Origin of the sequence: Magnetospirillum sulfuroxidans (genome assembly GCF_018224925.1) — a bacterium.
In the GTDB taxonomy this organism is placed as follows: Bacteria; Pseudomonadota; Alphaproteobacteria; order Rhodospirillales; family Magnetospirillaceae; genus Magnetospirillum; species Magnetospirillum sulfuroxidans.
The window spans coordinates 24,186-45,569 of record NZ_JAGTUF010000017.1 but is presented as its reverse complement, the minus strand read 5'-3'; the positions used below and the strand labels follow the sequence as shown (position 1 = coordinate 45,569).

Genomic DNA, 21,384 nt, shown 5'->3' with positions numbered 1-21,384 from the left:
TAAAGTGTGGCCGTGGACCCGGATAAGCTTTGGGCGTAGGCTCCTTCAATCAAACCCATGAAAGGATATTGTCATGGCCAAGAATAAAGCCGAGCACATCGATATCGGCATCGAGGAAAAGACCCGCCAGAAGATTGGCGAGGGGTTGTCGCGGCTGTTGGCTGATACCTATACCTTGTACCTCAAGACCCACAATTTTCATTGGAACGTCACTGGTCCGATGTTCAACACGCTGCATCTGATGTTCGAGACGCAGTACACCGAACTGGCCTTGGCCGTCGATCTGATCGCCGAGCGCATTCGCGCCCTGGGGCTGCCGGCGCCCGGCACCTATTCCGCCTTCGCCAAGCTGACCAGCCTAAAGGAAGAAGAGGGCGTGCCGAACGCCGAAGAGATGATCCGGCTTTTGGTCAAGGACCAGGAAGCGGTGGTGCGCACCGCTCGCTCCATCTTCCCCATCGTCGATGAAGCCCATGACGAGCCCAGCGCCGATCTTTTGACCCAGCGCATGCAGGTGCACGAAAAGACCGCCTGGATGCTGCGCGCCATGCTTGGCTAGGCCTCGGAGGCCGCACGACTTATGCCGCCTGAAGGGGGCGATGATCGGTTCTGATCAGAGCGGGATATGGTCCAGGCGGATTTTCGGGGAAGAAACAAGGCGGGGCCGCGCGGCCCCGCCTTGTTTCAGTTTAGCTCCGAATGCTGGACAGGAAAGATTCAACCCGGTTGCGTAATCCCTGCGCCTCGCTGGCCAGATAGCGGGTCGAGGTCAGCATGCCGCCGGCCGCCGTGCCGGCTTGTCCGGTGGCGCCGCTCAAATCGGCCATGTGGCGGGTGACCTCGCTGGTCCCGGTCGCCGCCTGCTGGACGTTGCGGGCGATTTCCTGGGTGGCGGCGCCTTGTTGCTCGACGGCCGAGGCGATGGAGCCGGCGATCTCGCTGATGCGGCTGATGGTGCCGACAATGGCGCGGATGGCGGTGACGGCCTGTTGGGTCGCCGATTGCACGGAAATCACTTGGGCCGAGATATCCTCGGTCGCCTTGCCGGTCTGATTGGCCAGCGATTTGACCTCGTTGGCGACCACGGCGAAGCCCTTGCCGGCTTCGCCGGCGCGGGCCGCCTCGATGGTGGCGTTCAACGCCAGCAGATTGGTCTGGCTGGCGATGTCATTGATCAACTTGACCACTTCGCCAATTCGGTCGCCGGCCTGAGCCAAGCCCTCAACCAGTTCATTGGCGCGCTTGGCCTCGTCCACCGCCTCACGCGAGATGGACGAAGAGGCTTGGACCTGACGGCTGATCTCGCTGATCGAGGCCGACAATTCCTCTGCTGCCGTCGCCACCGTGGCGACGTTGGCCGAGGCTTGTTCCGCCGCCGCCGCAACGGAACTTGATTGTTCCGAGGCGGTATTGACGGCAGAGGACACCACCTGAGCCGAGCCTTCAAGTTCGCCGACGGCGGAATTGATGCCGGTGGCGACCGCCATGACGCTGTGATCGAACTCTTCCGCCAGCTTGTTCAGGCTGGCCTTGCGGTCTTGCTCGGCTTTGATCTTCATCGCGTCTTGTTCACCGCGCAGGCGTTCCGCCTGAGCGGCGCCGTCGCGCAGGACGGTGATCGTCTGCGCCAACGTGCCGATTTCGTCACTGCGATCCTGTCCGGGGACGTCGATGGCGAACTGCCCCTGGGCCAGCTTGCCGGTAACCTGCACCAATCGGGTGATGCCGCCGCTGATATTGCGTGAAATCAGCAAGACCAGACCGATGGCCGCCGCCATCACCAAGGCGGTGACGATGAGTAAACGGATCAGGACCCGGTTGAATTCCGTATCGACGTCATCGACATAGATGCCGGTCGCCACTGTCCATTTCCAGGGGGCGAAGGTCTGGGCATAGGTCAGCTTCGGCGACGGCTGCTTTTCCCCCGGACGGGGATAGACGTAGTCGACGAAGCCCCCGCCTTGCCTTCCGGCCTCCATGATGCCGCGACCAATATAGACGCCGTTGGCATCCTTGGTTTCTGAAGAATTCATTCCTTCCCGCTTGGGGTCGGCGCCATGAACGATGACGGAGGTCGAGTCGTTATAGACGATGAAATAATCAGTGCTGTTGTAGCGGGCGCTGCGGATTGCGTTTGCCGCCAGCTTTTGTGCCGTCGCTTCGTCCATCTCGCCCTTTTGGCTGAGCGCGTGGAGCGACTGGATGGTTGTGATGGTGGATTCGACCAGATTTTTCAGCTTGGCTTGTCGGTCGGCCATCATTGAACTGCGCAGCTCAATACTGGCGAGAGAGATCAGGGTGATGAAGCCGACCGCTATCAACAGGATGGTCGTCATCAATTTCGCGGAAATTCCGAGTTTGATCTTCATGGTGGATGCCGACGCTTGCGGTTGAAAAAGATGGAAAACCATACGCCGGATTTTGCGCATCACCTAGATGTCACTAAAATAATAAGAACTATGTGCGTAGTTGTTTTATACGATGGTGTAGTTCTTTTGGAGCATTCCGCACGTTTATGCCGATGATATCCGATAGGGGAAAGGTTATGGATGTCAGGTCTTGGCCTTATTTATCATAAATGCCGAATTGTGCTTTCCCGCGACTTTCACGATTGAAGATGAGCACGAAAAAGCCCTCGTCGGAAGGACGAGGGCTTTGTCTTTTGGTTGTGGTGCTGAAGTCTTTACTTCTTCAGGTAGTCGCGGGCCAGCGCCTCGGCGATCTGCACCGCGTTCAGGGCCGCGCCCTTGCGCAGATTGTCCGACACGCACCAGAACGAAATGCCGTTGGCGATGGTCGGGTCCTTGCGGATGCGGCTGATATAGACGGCGTCTTCGCCGACGCATTCGATGGGGGTGACATAACCGCCCGGCTCGTGCTTATCGACAACGATCACGCCCGGAGCCTTGGACAAGGCGCGGGTGGCGGCTTCGACCGAGACCGGCTTTTCGAATTCGACATTGATGCATTCGGAATGGCCGACGAACACCGGCACGCGCACACAGGTGGCATGCACTTCGATGGTGGAATCCAAGATCTTCTTGGTTTCCACCGTCATCTTCCATTCTTCCTTGGTCGAGCCGTCATCCATGAAGACGTCGATCTGCGGAATCAGGTTGAAGGCGATGGGCTTGGGGAACTTCTTCGGATCGCGGGAATCGTTGACGAAAACGCCACGGGTCTGCTCGAACAGCTCGTCCATGCCTTCCTTGCCGGCGCCCGACACCGATTGATAGGTGCTGACCACCACGCGCTTGATGGTGCCGAGCGTGTGCAGCGGCTTCAAGGCGACGACCATCTGAATGGTCGAGCAATTGGGGTTGGCGATAATGCCGGACTTGGTGTACTCGGCGATGGCTTCTGGGTTCACTTCGGGGACCACCAGCGGCACGTTGGGATCCATGCGGAAATGCGAGGTGTTGTCGATGACGACGCAGCCGGCGGCGGCGGCGCGGGGGGAGTGGATGGCCGAAACCGAGGCCCCCGGTGACGACAGCGCGATGTCGGTGCCCTTGAAGTCATAGGTGTCCAGGTCCTTGACCTTCAGCACCTGGTCTTCGCCGAACGAGACTTCGCGGCCGACCGAGCGGGCCGAAGCCAACGCCACCACTTCGCTGACCGGAAAGTTCCGCTCAGACAGGGTCTGCAACATCTCGCGGCCCACATTGCCCGTGGCTCCGATCACAGCAACCTTGTAACCCATGCTCTTTCTCTCCGTTCCTAAAGCTCGAAGCCCGTAGCTTGTACCCGGGGTTTTCATGCGAAAAAGCCCGCGGGGATCGTCCGCGGGCCTTTTTCGTGCGAATACGACGAACCGGCCCGCTTACGCGGTGGTCTTAGTGCCGGTTTTGGTGGTGGCGACGAAGAACGCCGCCGGGGCCACGGGGGCCGGGGCGTCATGACGTACAGCACTGAAATGCCGGTAGCGCATGAGATTCTCCGTCAACCGGGCATCTTTAACGCAAGCGGGGCAGGGAAAGCAAGGGATTCAAAAGGTTTCCGAGTTGGTGACTTCGACCGCTTGCCAGACCATGCCAAGGACGCGGTCGATTTCTTCGACGGTGGCGTCGTCGGCTAAAGCGGGGATGGGCATGTCGATGCCCTCTTCCTCAAGAAGATCGCGGGCGCGGCCGAGGTAAAAGTCACGATATTCCGCCGTGGTGCGGAAGCGGGCGTTGAAGGCGCGGTCGGCTTCCTGGCGCAGGGCCAGCAATTCGGATTGCTCGGCTTCGGTCAGAATGCCCTCGCGGCGCAGCAACTCGGCTTGCCGGGCCTTGGCGGCCTCCAGGCGGTCTTGCCAATGGGGGTCATGATTGGGCATGAGCCGGATTGTGGCGCCCATGGTCGATCTCCTCGCTCCTCCGTCCGATTAGGATAAGTCGCGACGGACGCTCTGTCACCCCCGGCTGGAATAAGGTTAATCGTCCTCGTCATCCAGGCCGCCACGGTCGATGATCGCGATCAGCCGGCCGGCTCCCAGCTTGTCGCCGCCATCCAGCTCCGTCGCTTTGACCAGGGCGGCGCGGCCTTCGTCCAATCGTCCCAGCCGGGCCAGGCAATAGCCATAGGCGATCAGGGCTTGCAGGAACAGGCGCGGCCACGGCTCGATTTCGCCAAAAGCGCCGTGATGGGGTTGGATTTGGCGCCAATCATGGGGCAATTGCAGGCGCTTTGCCGCCATTTCAAGGACAGAGAAGGCGTGCGGCAGGGCCTCTTGCAGGCGATGGCGGTAGAAATAAAATTTATAGGCGCCGATGCGGGTGGCCAGGGCTTCCGGCGCCAGCATCAGCGCGTGGGTGACGTGGGCCTCGGCGACGCGTTCGTCGTGCCAGTCGATGCCGGCGGCGATCAAGGCTTGGCGGGCGGGGTGGGGCAGGTCCAGCGGCAAGCCGGCGACGTTCTCGAACATGGGCTCGAGTTCTCCAAAGGGGCACGGCGGACGCCATGGTTTTAGCGCGTTTTGGTGTTGCCGTCGATTCTTGCTTGACGGACGCGGCGACTCGTCCCTATAAACGCGCCTTCGAATTTCCAATTGAACTCTTGATCTGACAGGTTTGATCCATGGCCCATCATCAGTCGGCTAAGAAGCGCATTCGCCAGACCGAGCGTCGCACCGAAGTCAACGGCGCTCGCGTTAGCCGTATCCGCACCTTCGTCAAGAAGGTTGAGCTTGCCATCGTCAGCGGCAATGCCGAGGAAGCCAAGGCTGCCCTGGCTGCCGCCCAGCCCGAACTGGTCAAGGGTGCTCAGGCTGGCGTGCTGCATAAGAACACCGCTTCGCGCAAGGTTAGCCGCTTGGCCGCCCGCGTCAAGAGCATGCTGCCGCTGGCCTAAGGCCTGGTCGCACTCATTCGGTTGGAAGGCCGCGCCCGCAGGGGCGCGGCCTTTTGCTGTGACTGAATCACGTCGCCGCACTGTGGATTCCTGTTGCCGATGAAAAGCAAGGGAAAAATTTTCCGCGTTCTTGTTCCGGTCCGGTTGTGTTGACTCGGACGCATCGTTAGAGTCCGTCCCTCTCCAGCCTATTCAAAAGAATAGACAGGAAATCTAGTTAAAATTTGATAGTTTTTTGCTGGTGATGCCGGCATCTCTATTTTATTGGATTTCATCTAAGTGCAGCTAGTTATCACAAATACTTATGTTTTGCCGATTGTGTCACGGTTGGTTTGTGAATATGCTGATGGGTGGAAGATGCGTCCTGCGTCGGATACGGCTTTGGGGGCCGTTGGCGCGGTGATGTTCGATGGGCTCGCGGGCAAGAGAAACTGCCGGCTGGGCCGATTCGGGGAGGGGAAGGTGGCGTTTCCATCGGGTCCATGTCGACGACGTGGGGCGATACGCGCGCCAAGTTTTCTCCGGGCGGCCTTTGTCTTGAGTCCAATGTTCGGGGACATATGATGATCAATGCCGAATGGGATCGGATCAAGGGGCGTTTGCGCGACGAAGTCGGGGATGCCGCTTATCGTTCGTGGTTGCGTCCGATTACCCTGCATCAGGCGGCGGATGGTTTGGTTCGCCTGGGGTTGCCGACCCGGTTCATGCGCGACTGGGTCGCGACCCATTACGGCGAGCGTATCCGCACGCTGTGGGGGGCGGAAAATCCGGCCCTGAGCGCCATCGAGATTGTTGTCGCCAATAGCCGTGTCCCTGAACCGGCGGCGCCGCCGCCGGTGGTGGATGCGACGACGGTGGCATCGGCCAAGCCGACGGCGACGGTCAGTGTGTTGCGTCCGCGTTCGGCGGCTCCTGCGGCGTCCGCGGATCAGGACGAATTGGGGGCGCTGCTTGATCCGCGCTTCACCTTCAAGAATTTCGTCGTCGGCAAGCCCAACGAATTCGCCCACGCCGCCGCCTTGCGCGTCGCCGAGGCCTCGGCGGTGTCGTTCAATCCGCTGTTTCTTTATGGCGGGGTCGGCTTGGGTAAGACCCATCTGATGCACGCCATTGCCCATCACATCCGCGACCACAATCCGGCGCGCCGGGTTCTGTACTTGTCGGCGGAAAAGTTCATGTATCGCTTTATCCGGGCGCTGCGTTCGCAAGACACCATGTCGTTCAAGGAACAATTCCGCTCGGTCGATGTTCTGATGGTCGACGACGTGCAGTTCATTGCCGGCAAGGATGCGACCCAGGAAGAGTTTTTCCATACCTTCAACGCGTTGGTTGATCAGGGGCGGCAGATCGTCATTTCCGCCGATAAAAGCCCCAGTGACCTGGAAGGGATGGAGGACCGGTTGCGGTCGCGCCTCAATTCCGGCCTGGTCGCCGACCTGCATGCCACCACCTATGAGCTGCGGCTGGGGATCTTGCATTCCAAGGCCGAGCAGATGGCGGCGGCGGTGCCGCAAAAGGTGATGGAGTTCCTGGCCCACAAGATCGTCAGCAATGTCCGTGAATTGGAAGGGGCGCTGAATCGCGTCGTCGCCCATTCGCAATTGGTGGGCCGTTCCATCACCCTGGAAAGCACCCAAGATGTGCTGCACGATCTGCTCAAGGCCTCGGATCGCCGCATCACCATCGAGGAAATCCAAAAGCGGGTGGCCGAGCATTTCAATATCAAGCTGGCGGAAATGTCCTCGGCCCGGCGTTCGCGTCAGGTGGCGCGGCCGCGTCAGGTGGCCATGTATCTGGCCAAGCAACTGACCAGCCGCTCGCTACCCGAGATCGGCCGCAAGTTCGGCGGCCGCGACCACACCACGGTGATGCACGCGGTCAAGAAGATCGAGGAGCTGCGTTCGTCCGATGTCGGCTTCTCCGAGGACGTGGAACTGCTGCGCCGCATGTTGCAAAACTGACGGGCTGCGGGCTGGCCAAGTTATTCCCGTTTTGATATGTATCCCCTCTGAGGGGTTTATCGGGAGGGGGGGATGCTGACGGTCGCATTGCTGCTGGTCGTGGTGTTGTCTGCGGGTATCTTCATTTCGGGCCATTTTCTCGGTTTGCGTCAGGCCGTCGGCATTTTGGTCGTCGCCGCCGTTTCCAGTTCGGCCTTGCAGTTCGTGCTGTCACATATTTCCGGCCAGGGCTGGGGCTTCGCGGCCATGGCCCTGGTGGTCGGGGTGGTTCTTGGCGGCGGCGCGGTCAGTTTGCGCCGTTTCTTCGCCGTCGGGCCGCGCCCACGAGAAGTGCTGCGGGAATTCTGGCGCGACAAACGCAAGCTGGTGGTCGTCGCCGCCTGTGCCGCCGCGGCGATCCTGACCTTGTTCTTCGCCCAGCTCAGTGTTGAGAAGGCGTTGTTCTGGCCGGGTTTCTACCAGTCCTGGACGGCCGGATTCGTTGCTTTCATGCTGTTTGGTGTCGCCACCACCGTGGCGTCCCTGGCCAAACCGGAGGACGACGATTTCGACCGTCGTGTCCGTATTTTGTTTGGTGGGCAGACGGGCCGCCATATTGATTACATTGCCGGGGCGGTGGCCAAGGTCGGCTATTACGCCGACCTCATCGAGCGGGTTTACTGCATCGAGCAAATGGATTTCACCCAGGACTGTTACCTGATGTCGGTTTCGCATCGCGCGAGTATCCGTCACTACATCCGCGATGTGGCATCGACCGAGTTTTTGGAATTTTCCTATGTCCCCGATTTGGTGCCGGGCCAGAATCCGGTGGGACATCTGATTTCGGTGACGGTGACCGGCGCTGACGGGGTGGTGCGTAAGAAGGTGGGGGCGGCGGGGCTGCCGATTTTGCCGCAGGCCGGAATCGATGAGAAATGGTCAATCGATATCGGCAAGGGCGAGACCATCAACGTCGAAGTTAAGTTCCGGGTTTGGTGCAAGTTGGGCGAGAACGAGGTGTTCGATCCGGCTCGCTTCGCCAAGAAAATCGAAACCAAGATCGAACGAACCTGCAATGGACCGGATGTGACTTTAAAGTGTAAGGTTCGGGGGGTGGAAATCGTGTATCCGCTGTCTTCTGGCGGTGTGGTGAAAATTCCCGTCGTGGATGATTGCAGCCCCGAGGAAAACGCCTATTCGTTTCGTTTGGAGGTGTCGTCCTCTGCAAGCGGGGTTGCCTCTGCTTTGCCTTGAAGGGTGGGCATGTTTGCGGTAGTATTGACGATGGATGATTCCAACTGCGGAAAAAGGGGTGTGTGATGTGTTTTGGTAAAGAACGTGGTGTCTGAACTCAAGCGGCGCCCCGCCGGTCCCTCGGCTTTGGAAAGCGCTTTGTCCCCGTCAACCCTGTGATATACTGCCGCCCCTGCCTGATCGGTAGGGAATGGCAGGCAATCAACGGGATCTACCACACGTCATGAAGCTGACCATCGAGCGCGCCCAGCTGCTGAAGTCTCTGGCCCATGTGCAAAGCGTCGTTGAACGCCGCAACACGATTCCGATTCTGTCCAACGTCAAGCTGGAAGGCCGTCCCGGCAGTCTGAGCCTGAACGCCACCGACATGGATCTCGATATCATCGAGACGGCGGCGGCGGACGTCACCCGTCCCGGCGCCACCACGGCGCCAGCCCACACCTTCTATGAAATCGTCCGCAAGCTGCCCGACGGTTCCCAGGTGGAAATCGAGCATGACGCCGATACCGGCATCATGACCTTGCGTTCGGGGCGGTCGAAATTCTCGCTGTCGTGCTTGCCGGTGGAAGATTTTCCGGTGCTGTCGGGGGGCGAGCTGCCCTTTACCTTCTGCATGAGCGCGGCCGAGTTGAAGGCGTTGGTTGATCGCACCCGCTTCGCCATCTCGACCGAAGAAACCCGCTATTACCTCAACGGCATCTATCTGCATGCGGCGACCACGCCCGGCGGCGAAGTGCTGCGGGCGGTGGCGACCGACGGTCATCGGCTGGCGCGGGTGGAAATCACCCTGCCCGAAGGCGCGGCCGGTATGCCCGGCGTGATCATTCCGCGCAAGACCGTGCAGGAAATGCGCAAATTGATTGACGAAACCGATGGCGAAGTCACGGTGTCGCTGTCGGAAACCAAGCTGCGCTTCGCCTTTGGCGACGCGGTGCTGACCAGCAAGCTGATCGACGGCACCTTCCCCGATTACGAACGGGTGATCCCGGCCGACAACGATAAGCAGCTGGACGTTGACGTCAAAAGCTTTGCCCAGGCGGTGGATCGCGTTTCGGCCATCTCGACGGAAAAAAGCCGCGCCATCAAGCTGAGCTTGGAAAAAGGCACGGTGACATTGTCGGCGTCCAGCCCGGAAAACGGCTCGGCCACCGAAGAAATCGAGGCCCAATACGATTCGACGCCGCTGGAAATCGGCTTCAATTCCCGCTACCTGCTCGATATCCTGGGCCAGGTCGAGGGCGAGGCTGCCCGCTTCTCCATGGCCGATGCCGCCAGCCCGACGGTGGTGCGCGATGGGGTCAATGCCGGGGCCATCTATGTGCTGATGCCCATGCGGGTGTGACCGGCGCCGTCGTGAGCGAACCCGATCTGTCGCCGCGTCTGGCCGTTCGCCGGCTGACGCTGACTGATTTTCGTTGTTACGCCCACCTGCGCTTCGACACCGACAGCCGGCCAGTGGTGCTGACCGGCGCCAATGGGGCGGGTAAAACCAATCTGTTGGAGGCCTTGTCTTTTCTTGCCCCCGGTCGGGGCATGCGCCGGGCCGCCTTGGCTGATGTGGGACGGCGCGACAGCGCGGCGCGGACGTGGGCGGTGGCGGCGGTTCTGGACGGCCCCGCCGGCCGGGTTGAAATCGGCAGCGGGCGCGACGGAGGATCGGAACGCCGGGCGATCCGGATCGACGGTCAGCCGGCCAAGGCCCGCTCTTTGGCCGGTCTGGTGTCGGCCTTGTGGTTGACCCCGGCCATGGACCGGCTGTTCATCGAAGGCGCCGGGGGACGGCGGCGCTTTCTTGATCGTCTGGTGCTGGGACAAGACGAAGGGCACGCCGCCCGGTCGGGGGCTTACGAGCACGCCATGCGCGAACGCTCGCGGCTGCTGCGGGCGGGGGGCGCCGATGGCAAATGGCTGGCGGCGCTTGAAGATACCATGGCCCGCCACGGCGTGGCGGTGGCCAAGGCCAGGGTGGCGACGGTGGCGCGTCTGGATGCGGCCTGTCGGTTGGGGATCGGGGCTTTCCCCGCCGCCCGTCTGGCCCTGGCCGGCGAGATCGAGGGCTGGACGGCCGAATTGGCCGAGGCCGAGGCCGAGGATCGTTTCCGGGGCGCTCTTTTACGCGCGCGGGCGCGTGACGCGGCGGCGGGCGGGGCGACCATCGGACCGCATCGATCCGATTTGGCGGTGCGCCACGGGGGAAAGGATTTGCCGGCGGGGGAATGTTCCACCGGTGAGCAAAAGGCGGTTCTGGTGTCCATCGTCCTGGCCCAGGCCCGCGTGCGGACAAGTTTAAGCGGCCTGGCGCCGCTGTTGTTGTTGGACGAGGTGGTGGCGCATCTGGACGAGATCCGCCGAACCGCCTTGTTCGACGAACTGGCGGGGCTGAACGCCCAAAGCTGGATGACCGGGACCGACGAATCCATGTTCGCCGGTTTCGGGGAAAGGGCACAGTTTTTCCGGGTGGCCGATGCAATCGTCTTACCCGCAACCTAAGGAAGCATCATGACCGAGTCCGTGAACCCCAACCCCACTGCCGAAGAATATGGCGCCGATTCCATCAAGGTATTGCGCGGCCTTGACGCGGTGCGCAAGCGGCCGGGCATGTATATCGGCGACACCGATGATGGTTCCGGCTTGCACCACATGGTCTATGAAGTGGTCGACAACGCCATCGACGAAGCCTTGGCCGGCTATGCCAATCTGGTGGAAGTGGTGCTCAACGCCGACGGTTCGTGCACCGTGCGCGACAACGGTCGTGGTATCCCCACCGACATCCACAAGGAAGAAGGCGTCTCGGCCGCCGAGGTCATCATGACCCAATTGCATGCCGGCGGTAAGTTCGACCAGAACTCCTATAAGGTGTCGGGCGGTCTGCACGGCGTCGGCGTTTCGGTGGTCAACGCGCTGTCGGAATTCCTTGATCTGCGCATCTGGCGCTCGGGTCACGAACACACCATGCGCTTTCGCATGGGCGACGCCGAGGCGCCGTTGAAGCTGGTCGGCCCGTCCGACAAAAGCGGCACCGAGGTAACCTTCCTGCCCAGCACCACCATCTTTACCAAGGTGGAATTCGATTTCGCCACCCTGGAACACCGCTTGCGCGAACTGGCCTTCCTCAATTCCGGCGTTCGTCTGTGGCTGCGCGACCAGCGCCACCCGGAAGAGGTGGTGACCGAACTGCATTACGAAGGCGGCATCGAGGCTTTCGTTCATTACCTCGACCGCTCGAAGACGGCGCTGCATGCCCCGCCGATCGCGGTCTCGGGCGAGCGTGACGGCATGACCGTGGAAGTGGCGATGGAATGGTGCGACAGCTACCACGAGACGCAATTGTGCTTCACCAACAACATCCCGCAGCGCGACGGCGGCACCCATCTGGCCGGCTTCCGCGCCGCGCTGACCCGCACCATCAACACCTACGCCAATGAATCGGGCATCGCCAAAAAGGAAAAAGTGGCGCTGAACGGCGACGACATGCGCGAGGGATTGACCTGTGTGCTGTCGGTCAAGGTGCCCGATCCCAAATTCTCGAGCCAGACCAAGGACAAGCTGGTCAGTTCGGAAGTGCGCGCGGTGGTCGAAAACATCGTCAGCGAAAAGCTGGCCGAATGGTTCGAGGAACACCCGCAAGAAGCCCGCAAGGTGGTGACCAAGGTGGTCGAAGCCGCCGCCGCCCGCGAAGCCGCCCGCAAGGCGCGTGAATTGACCCGGCGCAAGGGCGTGCTTGATATCGCCACGCTGCCCGGCAAGCTGGCCGATTGCCAGGAACGCGATCCGGCGCTGTCCGAATTGTTCATCGTCGAGGGTGATTCGGCCGGTGGTTCGGCCAAGCAGGGGCGTCACCGCGCCAATCAGGCGATCTTGCCGTTGAAGGGCAAGATCTTGAACGTGGAGCGCGCCCGCTTCGACAAGATGCTGTCCTCGGCTGAAATCGGCACCCTGATCGCCGCCCTTGGTACCGGTATCGGCCGTGAAGATTTCAACATCGCCAAGACCCGCTACCACAAAATCATCATCATGACTGACGCCGACGTCGATGGTTCGCACATCCGCACCCTGCTGCTGACCTTCTTCTTCCGCCAGATGCCGGAAATCATCGAAAAGGGCTATCTGTACATCGCCCAGCCGCCGCTGTACCGGGCCAAGCGCGGCCAGTCCGAGGTCTATCTCAAGGACGAGCGGGCGATGGAGGAATATCTGATGGAAGGCGGCCTTAACGATGCCGTCTTGCGTCTGAATGGCGGCGCCCAGGTGGGCGGCGCCGATCTGCGCGCCCTGGCCGAGACCGCCCGCACCGTGCGCACTCTGCTTAATCCGCTGACGCGGCGCGCGCCGATGAAGCTGATCGAACAAGCCGCCATCGCCGGGGCGCTCAATCCGGCGCTGCTGACCGACAGCGTCGCCGGCGAGGCCATGGCCGAAACCCTGGCGGCGCGTCTCAATGCCCTGGAAAATCAGCTGGAACAGGGCTGGCAAGGTACCTGGAGCGAGGGCGAGGGGCTGAATTTCGCCCGCACGTCGCGTGGGGTGACCGAAACCCATAGCATCGACGCCGCCATCTTGCGGTCGCAGGAAACCCGCAAGCTGGCCGAATTGGCCGCGACCTTGCGCGAAAGCTTCGCCGATGCCGCCACCTTGCTGATCAAGGACCGCGAAACCCGGATCGACGGCCCGGTCGCCCTGGTGACCGCGATCATGGAGCAAGGCAAGCGCGGCATTTCCATCCAGCGCTATAAAGGCCTGGGGGAAATGAACCCGGAACAGCTGTGGGAAACCACCTTGGACCCGCAAGCCCGCTCGCTGCTGCAAGTCCGCGTCGCCCACGCCGACGAGGCGGAAGAGGTGTTCTCGACCCTGATGGGCGACGTCGTCGAACCCCGCCGCGACTTCATCCAGACCAATGCGCTGAAAGTGTCTAATCTGGACGTGTAAAGTTTATGGTTGCCCAAGCTTTGTGGGACGCCGTCGCCCTGACCGCGCAAGTGGGCACCTTTCTCACCGAGGTCCGCAGCGGCTGACAGCGCGATGGCGCACGCTATTTCCAGCCAAGCCAAGCTTATGATTCCTCTGCATCCGCCAGTGCATTAGTATCTCGCCACAATCGACGAGGTAAACAATGGACAATGGCTTGAAGTGCCCTCAGTGCAACTCTGAACACGCTTACCATGATGGCAACCTGTGGGTTTGCCCGGAATGCGCCCATGAATGGAACCCCGAAGCCGATGCCGCTGGCGCCGAGGCCGAGGGCGTGCGCGATGCCAACGGCAACATGCTGGCCGATGGCGATAGCGTCACCGTGATCAAGGACCTTAAGGTCAAGGGGTCGTCCCTGGTGGTCAAGGGCGGAACCAAGGTCAAGGGTATCCGTCTGGTCGACGCCACCGATGGACATAATATCGCCTGCAAAATCGACGGCATCGGCGCCATGAATCTGAAGTCAGAGTTCGTGAAGAAAGCCTAAGCCCTGTTGGCGACAGAGCTTGGGCAATATCAGCGGTGCCTGGTGGCGCCGCTGATATTGCCCATAGTCCGGGACACTCGAACGAGTGCGATCAGGTTCCATCGCCGCGCAAGGTCAGCACCTCGACGCCCTCTGCGGTAACCGCGACAGTGTGCTCGAATTGTGCGGAAAGCTTCCGGTCCTGGGTGACAACCGTCCATCCGTCCGGGTCGGTCGAAACCATCCCGCTCCCTTGATTGACCATCGGCTCGATGGTGAACACCATGCCCGGCTTTAATTTCAGGCCGGTTCCGGGGCGACCGAAATTGAGCACGTGGGGGTCCTCGTGCATCTTGCGGCCGATCCCATGCCCGCAATATTCCCGTACGACGCAATAGCCGTTCTTTTTGGCATGGCGTTCGATGGCGAAACCGATATCGCCCAGATGCGCTCCGGGCCGCACCTGTTTTATGCCTTTCCACATGGCTTCTTGCGCGACCCGCACCAGCCGCCGCGCGGCCGGCGGAGCATTGCCGACAAGATAGGTCTTGCTTGAATCCGCGATGAAGCCGTTCTTTTCCAGGGTGATGTCGAGATTGATGATGTCGCCATCCCCGATGATCGTGCCCGAATCGGGCACGCCGTGGCAGACAACATGGTTGATCGAGCAATTCAGGACATATTTGAAGCCGTATTGTCCTTTGCTTGCCGGCCGCGCGCCAATGTCAACGGTGATGAATTGGTCGACCAGGTCATTGACCTGCATGGTCGACATCCCGACAAAATCCAGCCTGTCCAGCATCTCGAAGACTGACGCAAGCAACTTGCCGGACAGGCGCATGAGCGCCAGCTCGTCGGCGGTCTTGACCATTTCAGGCGACCAACGTCTCTGCCACGCGGATTCGCGCTTCTGCCAACTGCATTTTCATGATCTCGTTGCAGGACAGGGTCGGATTGGCCTCGGCAAGCATTCCGATTTTTATCCAGAACTCGGCCTGGGCATTGATTGACCGGCACATAACCGTGCTGGCGCGGCGGACCTCCTCGTGCAGATCGTCGTCAATTTTCACAATCCCCATCGGATCCTCGCCGCAACAGTGGAAAGTATGAACCATATATGATTCGTATCATTCGATTCAAGGGGGCCGGCGGGGAATCCTGGCTGTCGGCAGGCCCATGCGGGGGGCTGGCGACGGTGGCGACGGCGGCGGATGTCAAAAACCAGCATGGGAATTAGCCTTGCACCGTCATTCTTGAGGTAATCGGCGATGGAATCGTGTTATTTCACCCCTATCGGCCGACCGTGACAGCGCGGAACCACTGCCCGTACCGGGCCGATGACCTGCAAACGCAATGAAAGCATCGTTCCTCCCATGGACTTTTTCCCGGCGGGCCATCCGCTCACCCAGGCGCTGACCGAGCGCAGCTATACCGATTTGACCTCTGTTCAGACGGCGGTTCTTGATCCCGCCGCCCGCGACCGCGACTTGCTGGTTTCGGCCCAGACCGGTTCGGGCAAGACCGTTGCCTTCGGTTTGGCCATCGCCAACACCTTGCTGGGCGAGAACTTCACCCTGGAGCCGGCCGGCGAGCCGCTGGCCCTGATCGTCGCCCCCACCCGCGAACTGGCCTTGCAGGTACAGCGCGAACTGACTTGGCTGTATCAGCATGCCGGCGGACAGGTGGTATCTTGCGTCGGCGGCATGGATTCGCGCGCCGAACAGCGCATGCTGGGACGCGGCGCCCATATCGTCGTCGGCACGCCCGGCCGCTTGCGCGATCACTTGGAACGCGGCGGCTTGCGCACCTCGAAGCTGCGGGCGGTGGTGCTGGACGAAGCCGATGAAATGCTGGATCTGGGCTTCCGCGAGGATTTGGAGTTCATTTTGGAAGCGACGCCGCAGCAGCGCCGCACCCTTTTGTTCTCGGCGACCCTGCCCAAGATGATCATCGCCATGGCCAAGCGCTATCAGCGGGATGCTTGGCGCATTGCCGTCTCGGCCGGGCAGCACGGTCATGCCGATATTGAATATCGGGCCATCCGCGTCGCCCCCAATGAAATCGAGCACGCTGTCGTCAACGTGCTGCGCTATGTTGAATCGCCGGCCGCCCTGGTGTTTTGCAATACCCGTGATTCAGTCCGCCATCTGCAAGCCATCTTGCTGGAACGCGGCTTTACCGCCGTCGCCCTGTCGGGTGAATTAGGCCAGAACGAGCGGAACCAATCGTTGCAAGCCCTGCGTGACGGCCGTGCTCGCGTCTGCGTCGCCACCGACGTGGCGGCACGCGGTATCGATCTGCCCAATATCGGCTTGGTCATCCATGCCGAATTGCCGCAAAACGGCGCCACCTTGCAGCATCGCAGCGGCCGCACCGGCCGGGCCGGGCGCAAGGGCGTCAGCGTCATGCTGGTGCAATTCTCGCGCCGTCGTAAGGCGGAAATGCTGCTGCAAACGATCGGCGTCCAAGCGGTGTGGAGCGGTCCGCCTTCGGCTGACGACATCCGCAAACTGGATCAGGAACGCCTGCTGCAAAGCCCGCTGATCGCCGCCGATCCGTCCGAGGACGATCTGGCCATGGCCAAGGCTCTGCTGGCCCAACGGTCGCCGGAAGAGATCGCCGCCGCCCTGGTGCGCATGTACCAAGCGCAATTGCCGGCGGCCGAAGAGGTGTTCGATCCCGGTTCCGGCGCTCCCGCCCCAACCGCCCGCGACGCCCGCGCCCCGCGGGAACAACGTGAACCGCGTGAACCGCGTGAGCAGCGGGGCGAACGTCCCAGCGGGCTGCCCGGCCCCAGCAAGTGGTTCCGCCTCAATATCGGCCGGCAAAAGGACGCCGATCCGCGGTGGCTGATCCCGATGATCTGCCGTCACGGCAAGATCACCAAACAAGAAATCGGCTCGATCCGTATTTTCGAACGCGAAACCAAGTTCGAGATCGACGCCGCTGTTGCCGAGCGTTTCCAGGCGGCGATCGGGCAGATCGAACGGCGCGATGTCCGCATTGAACCGCTGGCCGAGGGCGCTCATGCCGAGGCCGAGCGCCCGGAATCGCGGGGACCGCGTCCGCCGCCGCGCCGGGCCGATCCGTCGGCGCCGAAAAAGCAATGGCAGCCCAAGCCCAAGGGCCGACCGAACAGCGCCACGTAATCGGCCGCTGACTTACTCTCGCCGTGTCGGTCCGGCCGCCACCGTAATGGTGGCCGGATACCGGTGGGGTGATGAGAAGCTTTACCCGTATTGAAATGGGCCGAGGCTGCTGAAGTCTTGGTCTGGAATCGAAAAAGCCGCGTTGATCGGGAAACGATCAACGCGGCTTTTTCGATTCTCACCTGAGTGAAAACGCCTGCACGATGTCCACAATACCCGCCAAAAGCGGATATGCGCCTGCGCGGGCATGACGAGATGCACAGGGGGACTTTTCCGCCCCCTGTCAAACCAAGCCCCAATGCAGCAATGCATGCATCGGGGCTTGTCGAATTATTTACGCGCCTTGCGAGCGGCGTAGCGGGCGTCACGGGCTGCCTTGCGCTGGGCTTCCAGGGCGACCAAAGCCTCGGCCTCTTCGATGGCCGCAGCCTCGCGCGCGGCTTGTTCGGCGATGGCCTGCGCCTCGGCTGCTTCCTGCGCCGCCTTGCGATCGGCCACGGCCTGAGCCTGAGCCGCCAGCTTTTCCGCCTTGCGTTGCGCGTCGCGTTCAGCCCGAGCGGCGGCGGCGGCCTGACGGGCAGCCTGCTGCTCGATAAAAGCCGGGTCGTTAACATCAACCTTGTTGGCCAGATAGGACGCCACCAGCGCCTTTTTGGCAGCGGCGGCGGTGTTCATGCGCTCGCCAAAGCCGGCAACGGCCTTGTTCTTGCCGCGCTTATCGATTTTTTGCATCTACTCTCCGCGATCAGTCGGGCCACGGCATCGTGGTGCCAGGGCTGAAATGCCTATCCGCACCGGATGTCGCGCGGAGCTAAGCTGTAAAATATTCGGGAAGTGCCTTTCGGGCGCTCACCGCGTCCATGAAAAGACGCACACCCTGTAAAAGGCTTGGCTGGGGCGGGAGGGATCGAACCTCCGAATGGCGGTACCAAAAACCGCTGCCTTACCGCTTGGCTACGCCCCAACAGCGGGGCCGCACCATAGTAGGAACTGCGCCATGATTCAAGTGCTGGAAATCAATGACGCTGATTTGATCCACCAAGCGGGATAATCAGCGGCAATCGCCGCCGCCGCCGCCGCCGCCGCCGCCGGATCGGGGAACAGACCAAAGCAAGTGGCGCCACTGCCCGACATGCGCGCCAACAGGCATCCATCCCGGTTCAGCGCCGTCAAGATCACCGCGATTTCAGGCACTAAGGAAATGGCGGCGGCACTGAGATCATTATCCCGCGCCGCCAGCATCCGCGCCAACGCCGCCGCGTCGGCGGGCCGGCTTTCCAGCGGCATGGGGTCGGAAAAACAGCCCTGGCGGGCTTTGAACACCGCCGGCGTCGACAAACCAATCAGCGGATTGACCAGCACCACCCAAGCCGGCGGCAAGCTCGGCGCATCGGCCAAGGTCTCGCCAATACCCGACATTCGGGTTGGCCGGCCGCGCAGACAGACCGGCACATCGGCCCCCAGAGACAGCGCCAGGGCGTGTAACGCCGCCGGAGCCAGCCGCACCCCCCACAACCGCGACAGCGCCCGCAGGGTGGCCGCAGCGTCGGCGGAGCCGCCGCCAATGCCGGCGGCAACCGGCAGGCGCTTGGTCAGATGAAGATGAGCCTGGGGCGGGCGCCCCGCCGCTTGGGCCAGGGCGCGGGCGGCGCGCAGCACGATATTGTCGTCATCGACGTCTAACCGGGCCGCGGTTGGCCCGTCGACGGTCAAGGACAACGCCGAAGAAGGCGACACGGTGATGGTGTCGCCGATCCCGGCGAAAGCCACCAGCGAATCCAGCAGGTGATAGCCATCATCGCGCCGGCCAGTGACGTGCAGGTACAGATTGACCTTGGCCCAGGCCTCGACGCTGAGCCCGGACATCACTTGACCACGGGATTGGCCGGCACCTGTCCGCTGCGCAGCTTTTCTTTCAACGGCGCGATCTGTTCCGGTTCAGGGTCCAGGCCCATGGCCCGTTGCCATTGGAACATGGCTTCGGAGACGCGGCCGACTTGCCAATAGGCGTCGCCCAGATGGTCGTTGAGGGTTGGGTCCTCGGCCTTTAATTCAACGGCGCGTTCGAGAAATTTCACCGCATTGTGATAATCGCCCAGCCGATACAGCGCCCACCCCAGGCTGTCGATGACGGCGCCGTCGCGCGGACGCAGCGAAACCGCCTTTTCCAGCATGGCCCGGCCTTCTTCCAGATTAATTCCGGCATCTACCCAGGTATAGCCAAGGTAGTTCAGCACATCGGGCTGGTCGGGCTTGAGCTCCAGCGCCTTTTTGAAATCGGCTTCGGCTCCGGTCCATTGCTTGGTCCGCTCCAGACAGATGCCGCGGCTATACAGCAGCGGCCAATGCTGCATCGACAGATCGGCGCCGACGCGATTGATGGCCTCGCCATAGGCTTCGGCCGCCTCGGCAAAGCGCTTTTTGCGCCGCAGGATGTCGCCCTTGGTCACCAGCGGATCCAAGCTGTCGGGGCGGTCCTTGACCAACGTGGCCAGACGGGACAAGGCAGAGGCGGTGTCGCCCAGTTCCTCTAGGTTCACCGCGATGCGTAATTGCCCATAGGCATGGGCGGCCGCCGTCGGGGCAATCTCGCCATAGACGGCGTTGGCGGCCTCGCGGCGGTCTTGTGCCGACAGCATGTCCCCCAACACCGCGCCGGCCAGCGGAAAATCCGCCCGCATGTACAAGGCCAGACGGGAAAAAACGATAGCGGCGTCTTGGCCATTGCCTTGACGCATCAAAGTGGCGACGTCGAACAAAGCCTCGGCCATGCCGGCTTGGGCGTCAGGCACCGCCGGAGCGATGCCGTGGCCGGCTTTCAGCAGGGAGGCGCCGTCGAACAGCAAGGTTTCGGGATGTTCGCGTTGATAACGGTCGTACAATTCCTTGGCCCGCTCGGCCTGACCGTGGCGCTGAAAAAAGCTGCCCGCCGCTTCGATGCCGCGAATGGACAATTGCCCGGACAAAGCCTCGCCATAGCCGGCCTCGGCCGCTTCGGGCCGACCGGCAAGATCATTGATCAGGGCCGCGTGATAGGCTTTGACGCCCGCGAACCCCTTGGTTTGCGACAATGGTTCCAGGGCGGCGATGGCCGGTTCGTACTGTCCCTGGCCGGCCAAGGCCCAGGCTGTCATCAACGGCCCAACCAACCCGTTAAGTCCCCGCCGAGGCAGGCCGGCGAAGCGGCTTTCAGCCTGACCCAACAGACCGCCACGGACATCGGCCAAGCCGGCGACCAAAACCGGCATCGCCGATTCGGCGTCCAGATCCTGAAGGCGTCGGGCCATGGGAATGGCGCTGTCCAGCCGACCTTCCGCCACCATCAGGGTAAAGGTGCGCTGTAACAGATCGGCGTTATCGGGATCGCTGGCCAAGGCCGCAGCGTAAAAATCCGCGGCATCGTCGGTGTCGCCTTGTCCCTGGGCCAGACGCCCGGCCAGAAAAGCCCCCAATCCGCTATGGCTGGTCAGTCCCCCTGGCGGGCGGTTGTCGCGCCCCTGATTGGAAGGGGCACCCTGCGGCGAGCAGGCTGTCATCACACCGGCCATCATGGCCATCGCTGCCCAATGCATCGTGGCCATCTTCCACCACCTCGTCATCGTCACCCTTGCCTTCTGACGGACGCCAAGCCGCGTCCACGGAGCAAAAATCCATAATAACGATTTCAGCCGGATGTGCCACGCACAAACAAAAATCCCGCCAGAGCCATCCGGCGGGATCGTTGTTTTCCATATTCGGATAATGGGGCCACCGCCACCTTCCCGGCGAAGCCGGGACATCCTCACGAATCGAAGGTGGCGGGTTTCCGCTTTTACATATTCGGATAATAGGGGCCGCCGCCACCTTCCCGGCGAAGCCGGGACATCCTCACGAATCGAAGGTGGCGGGTTTCCGCTTTTCCATATTCGGATAATGGGGGCCGCCGCCACCGTCCTGGCGAAGCCGGGATATCGTCACGAATCGAAGGTGGCGGGTTTCCGCTTTTACATATTCGGATAATGGGGACCGCCGCCACCTTCCTGGCGAAGCCGGGATATCGTCATGAATCGAAGGTGGCGGGTTTCCGCTTTTACATATTCGGATAATTGGGACCGCCGCCACCTTCCTGGCGAAGCCGGGATATCGTCACGAATCGAAGGTGGCGGGTTTCCGCTTTTACATATTCGGATAATTGGGACCGCCGCCACCTTCCCGGCGAAGCCGGGATATCGTCATGAATCGAAGGTGGCGGGTTTCCGCTTTTACATATTCGGATAATTGGGACCGCCGC

The 21,384-nt window shown here is 61.7% G+C and carries 18 protein-coding genes and 1 tRNA gene; 9 read left to right on the top strand and 10 right to left on the bottom strand.

Annotated features, from left to right (window positions below; translation table 11 throughout):
* The first annotated feature begins 73 nt into the window (after positions 1–73).
* Positions 74–559: a Dps family protein gene (locus KEC16_RS15360; protein ID WP_211550512.1), complete on the top strand. Its 486-nt coding sequence runs from the start codon at positions 74–76 to the stop codon at positions 557–559.
* Positions 560–689: 130 nt separating this feature from the next.
* On the opposite strand, the gene KEC16_RS15355 is transcribed toward KEC16_RS15360, so the two are convergent.
* The 4 genes from KEC16_RS15355 to KEC16_RS15340 all read right to left on the bottom strand — a co-directional run bounded on the left by KEC16_RS15355 (position 690) and on the right by KEC16_RS15340 (position 4,909).
* Positions 690–2,369, bottom strand: a complete 1,680-nt coding sequence (locus tag KEC16_RS15355; RefSeq protein WP_211550510.1) for a methyl-accepting chemotaxis protein — start codon at positions 2,367–2,369, stop codon at positions 690–692.
* 314 nt (positions 2,370–2,683) lie between these two features.
* Positions 2,684–3,703, bottom strand: coding sequence for an aspartate-semialdehyde dehydrogenase (locus KEC16_RS15350; protein WP_211550508.1), 1,020 nt, complete (start codon positions 3,701–3,703; stop codon positions 2,684–2,686).
* 285 nt (positions 3,704–3,988) lie between these two features.
* Positions 3,989–4,342, bottom strand: coding sequence for a hypothetical protein (locus KEC16_RS15345; RefSeq protein ID WP_211550506.1), 354 nt, complete (start codon positions 4,340–4,342; stop codon positions 3,989–3,991).
* Positions 4,343–4,417: 75 nt separating this feature from the next.
* Positions 4,418–4,909 (bottom strand): hypothetical protein, encoded by a 492-nt coding sequence (locus tag KEC16_RS15340; RefSeq protein WP_211550504.1) that lies wholly within the window; start codon positions 4,907–4,909, stop codon positions 4,418–4,420.
* A gap of 152 nt (positions 4,910–5,061) precedes the next feature.
* Here KEC16_RS15340 and rpsT point away from each other — a divergent pair, with 152 nt between their 5' ends.
* From rpsT to KEC16_RS15305, 7 genes are all read left to right on the top strand, one after another.
* Entirely contained in the window at positions 5,062–5,334 is a 273-nt protein-coding gene (rpsT, locus tag KEC16_RS15335; protein WP_211550502.1) for a 30S ribosomal protein S20, read from the top strand.
* Positions 5,335–5,894: 560 nt separating this feature from the next.
* Positions 5,895–7,295: a chromosomal replication initiator protein DnaA gene (gene dnaA, locus KEC16_RS15330; RefSeq protein WP_211550500.1), complete on the top strand. Its 1,401-nt coding sequence runs from the start codon at positions 5,895–5,897 to the stop codon at positions 7,293–7,295.
* A 72-nt stretch (positions 7,296–7,367) separates the two neighbouring features.
* Positions 7,368–8,528: a hypothetical protein gene (locus tag KEC16_RS15325; RefSeq protein ID WP_211550498.1), complete on the top strand. Its 1,161-nt coding sequence runs from the start codon at positions 7,368–7,370 to the stop codon at positions 8,526–8,528.
* A gap of 223 nt (positions 8,529–8,751) precedes the next feature.
* Positions 8,752–9,870, top strand: a complete 1,119-nt coding sequence (dnaN, locus tag KEC16_RS15320; RefSeq protein WP_211550496.1) for a DNA polymerase III subunit beta — start codon at positions 8,752–8,754, stop codon at positions 9,868–9,870.
* A gap of 11 nt (positions 9,871–9,881) precedes the next feature.
* A complete protein-coding gene (gene recF / locus KEC16_RS15315; RefSeq protein ID WP_346344100.1) occupies positions 9,882–11,018 on the top strand; it encodes a DNA replication/repair protein RecF in 1,137 nt (378 codons plus the stop codon).
* A gap of 9 nt (positions 11,019–11,027) precedes the next feature.
* The gene (gene gyrB / locus KEC16_RS15310) at positions 11,028–13,457 is read left to right on the top strand and encodes a DNA topoisomerase (ATP-hydrolyzing) subunit B (RefSeq protein ID WP_211550494.1); all 2,430 of its coding nucleotides are present in this window, start codon (positions 11,028–11,030) and stop codon (positions 13,455–13,457) included.
* A 184-nt stretch (positions 13,458–13,641) separates the two neighbouring features.
* Complete coding sequence (locus KEC16_RS15305; protein WP_211550493.1) at positions 13,642–13,986, top strand: zinc ribbon domain-containing protein YjdM; 345 nt, start codon at positions 13,642–13,644, stop codon at positions 13,984–13,986.
* Between the two features lie 91 nt (positions 13,987–14,077).
* Here the strand turns inward: KEC16_RS15305 and map are convergent, their stop codons facing one another.
* Entirely contained in the window at positions 14,078–14,836 is a 759-nt protein-coding gene (gene map / locus KEC16_RS15300) for a type I methionyl aminopeptidase (RefSeq protein ID WP_211550491.1), read from the bottom strand.
* Between the two features lies 1 nt (position 14,837).
* A complete protein-coding gene (locus tag KEC16_RS15295; RefSeq protein WP_428846064.1) occupies positions 14,838–15,080 on the bottom strand; it encodes a ParD-like family protein in 243 nt (80 codons plus the stop codon).
* A gap of 258 nt (positions 15,081–15,338) precedes the next feature.
* Here KEC16_RS15295 and KEC16_RS15290 point away from each other — a divergent pair, with 258 nt between their 5' ends.
* Entirely contained in the window at positions 15,339–17,114 is a 1,776-nt protein-coding gene (locus KEC16_RS15290; protein ID WP_211550489.1) for a DEAD/DEAH box helicase, read from the top strand.
* 330 nt (positions 17,115–17,444) lie between these two features.
* On the opposite strand, the gene KEC16_RS15285 is transcribed toward KEC16_RS15290, so the two are convergent.
* The 4 genes from KEC16_RS15285 to KEC16_RS15270 all read right to left on the bottom strand — a co-directional run bounded on the left by KEC16_RS15285 (position 17,445) and on the right by KEC16_RS15270 (position 20,695).
* Positions 17,445–17,846 carry a DUF6481 family protein gene (locus tag KEC16_RS15285; protein WP_211550486.1) on the bottom strand — a complete coding sequence of 134 codons (402 nt, stop codon included), beginning with the start codon at positions 17,844–17,846 and terminating at the stop codon, positions 17,445–17,447.
* 157 nt (positions 17,847–18,003) lie between these two features.
* Positions 18,004–18,078 (bottom strand) — tRNA-Gln (locus KEC16_RS15280).
* A gap of 38 nt (positions 18,079–18,116) precedes the next feature.
* Complete coding sequence (locus KEC16_RS15275) at positions 18,117–18,980, bottom strand: 4-(cytidine 5'-diphospho)-2-C-methyl-D-erythritol kinase (protein WP_211550484.1); 864 nt, start codon at positions 18,978–18,980, stop codon at positions 18,117–18,119.
* Positions 18,980–20,695 (bottom strand): tetratricopeptide repeat protein, encoded by a 1,716-nt coding sequence (locus KEC16_RS15270; RefSeq protein WP_211550482.1) that lies wholly within the window; start codon positions 20,693–20,695, stop codon positions 18,980–18,982. The genes KEC16_RS15275 and KEC16_RS15270 overlap by 1 nt, the downstream gene beginning before the upstream one ends.
* Positions 20,696–21,384 lie beyond the last annotated feature (689 nt).

Bases quoted from the DNA above. Each gene is read 5' to 3' on its own strand.
- KEC16_RS15295 (WP_428846064.1), bottom strand. From the start codon at position 15,080: ATGGTTCATACTTTCCACTGTTGCGGCGAGGATCCGATGGGGATTGTG.
- dnaA (WP_211550500.1), top strand. From the start codon at position 5,895: ATGATGATCAATGCCGAATGGGATCGGATCAAGGGGCGTTTGCGCGAC.
- KEC16_RS15340 (WP_211550504.1), bottom strand. From the start codon at position 4,909: ATGTTCGAGAACGTCGCCGGCTTGCCGCTGGACCTGCCCCACCCCGCC.
- KEC16_RS15350 (WP_211550508.1), bottom strand. From the start codon at position 3,703: ATGGGTTACAAGGTTGCTGTGATCGGAGCCACGGGCAATGTGGGCCGC.
- KEC16_RS15360 (WP_211550512.1), top strand. From the start codon at position 74: ATGGCCAAGAATAAAGCCGAGCACATCGATATCGGCATCGAGGAAAAG.
- rpsT (WP_211550502.1), top strand. From the start codon at position 5,062: ATGGCCCATCATCAGTCGGCTAAGAAGCGCATTCGCCAGACCGAGCGT.
- map (WP_211550491.1), bottom strand. From the start codon at position 14,836: ATGGTCAAGACCGCCGACGAGCTGGCGCTCATGCGCCTGTCCGGCAAG.
- KEC16_RS15290 (WP_211550489.1), top strand. From the start codon at position 15,339: ATGGACTTTTTCCCGGCGGGCCATCCGCTCACCCAGGCGCTGACCGAG.
- KEC16_RS15275 (WP_211550484.1), bottom strand. From the start codon at position 18,980: ATGTCCGGGCTCAGCGTCGAGGCCTGGGCCAAGGTCAATCTGTACCTG.
- KEC16_RS15270 (WP_211550482.1), bottom strand. From the start codon at position 20,695: ATGGCCACGATGCATTGGGCAGCGATGGCCATGATGGCCGGTGTGATG.
- gyrB (WP_211550494.1), top strand. From the start codon at position 11,028: ATGACCGAGTCCGTGAACCCCAACCCCACTGCCGAAGAATATGGCGCC.
- dnaN (WP_211550496.1), top strand. From the start codon at position 8,752: ATGAAGCTGACCATCGAGCGCGCCCAGCTGCTGAAGTCTCTGGCCCAT.
- KEC16_RS15325 (WP_211550498.1), top strand. From the start codon at position 7,368: ATGCTGACGGTCGCATTGCTGCTGGTCGTGGTGTTGTCTGCGGGTATC.
- KEC16_RS15285 (WP_211550486.1), bottom strand. From the start codon at position 17,846: ATGCAAAAAATCGATAAGCGCGGCAAGAACAAGGCCGTTGCCGGCTTT.
- KEC16_RS15345 (WP_211550506.1), bottom strand. From the start codon at position 4,342: ATGGGCGCCACAATCCGGCTCATGCCCAATCATGACCCCCATTGGCAA.
- KEC16_RS15305 (WP_211550493.1), top strand. From the start codon at position 13,642: ATGGACAATGGCTTGAAGTGCCCTCAGTGCAACTCTGAACACGCTTAC.
- KEC16_RS15355 (WP_211550510.1), bottom strand. From the start codon at position 2,369: ATGAAGATCAAACTCGGAATTTCCGCGAAATTGATGACGACCATCCTG.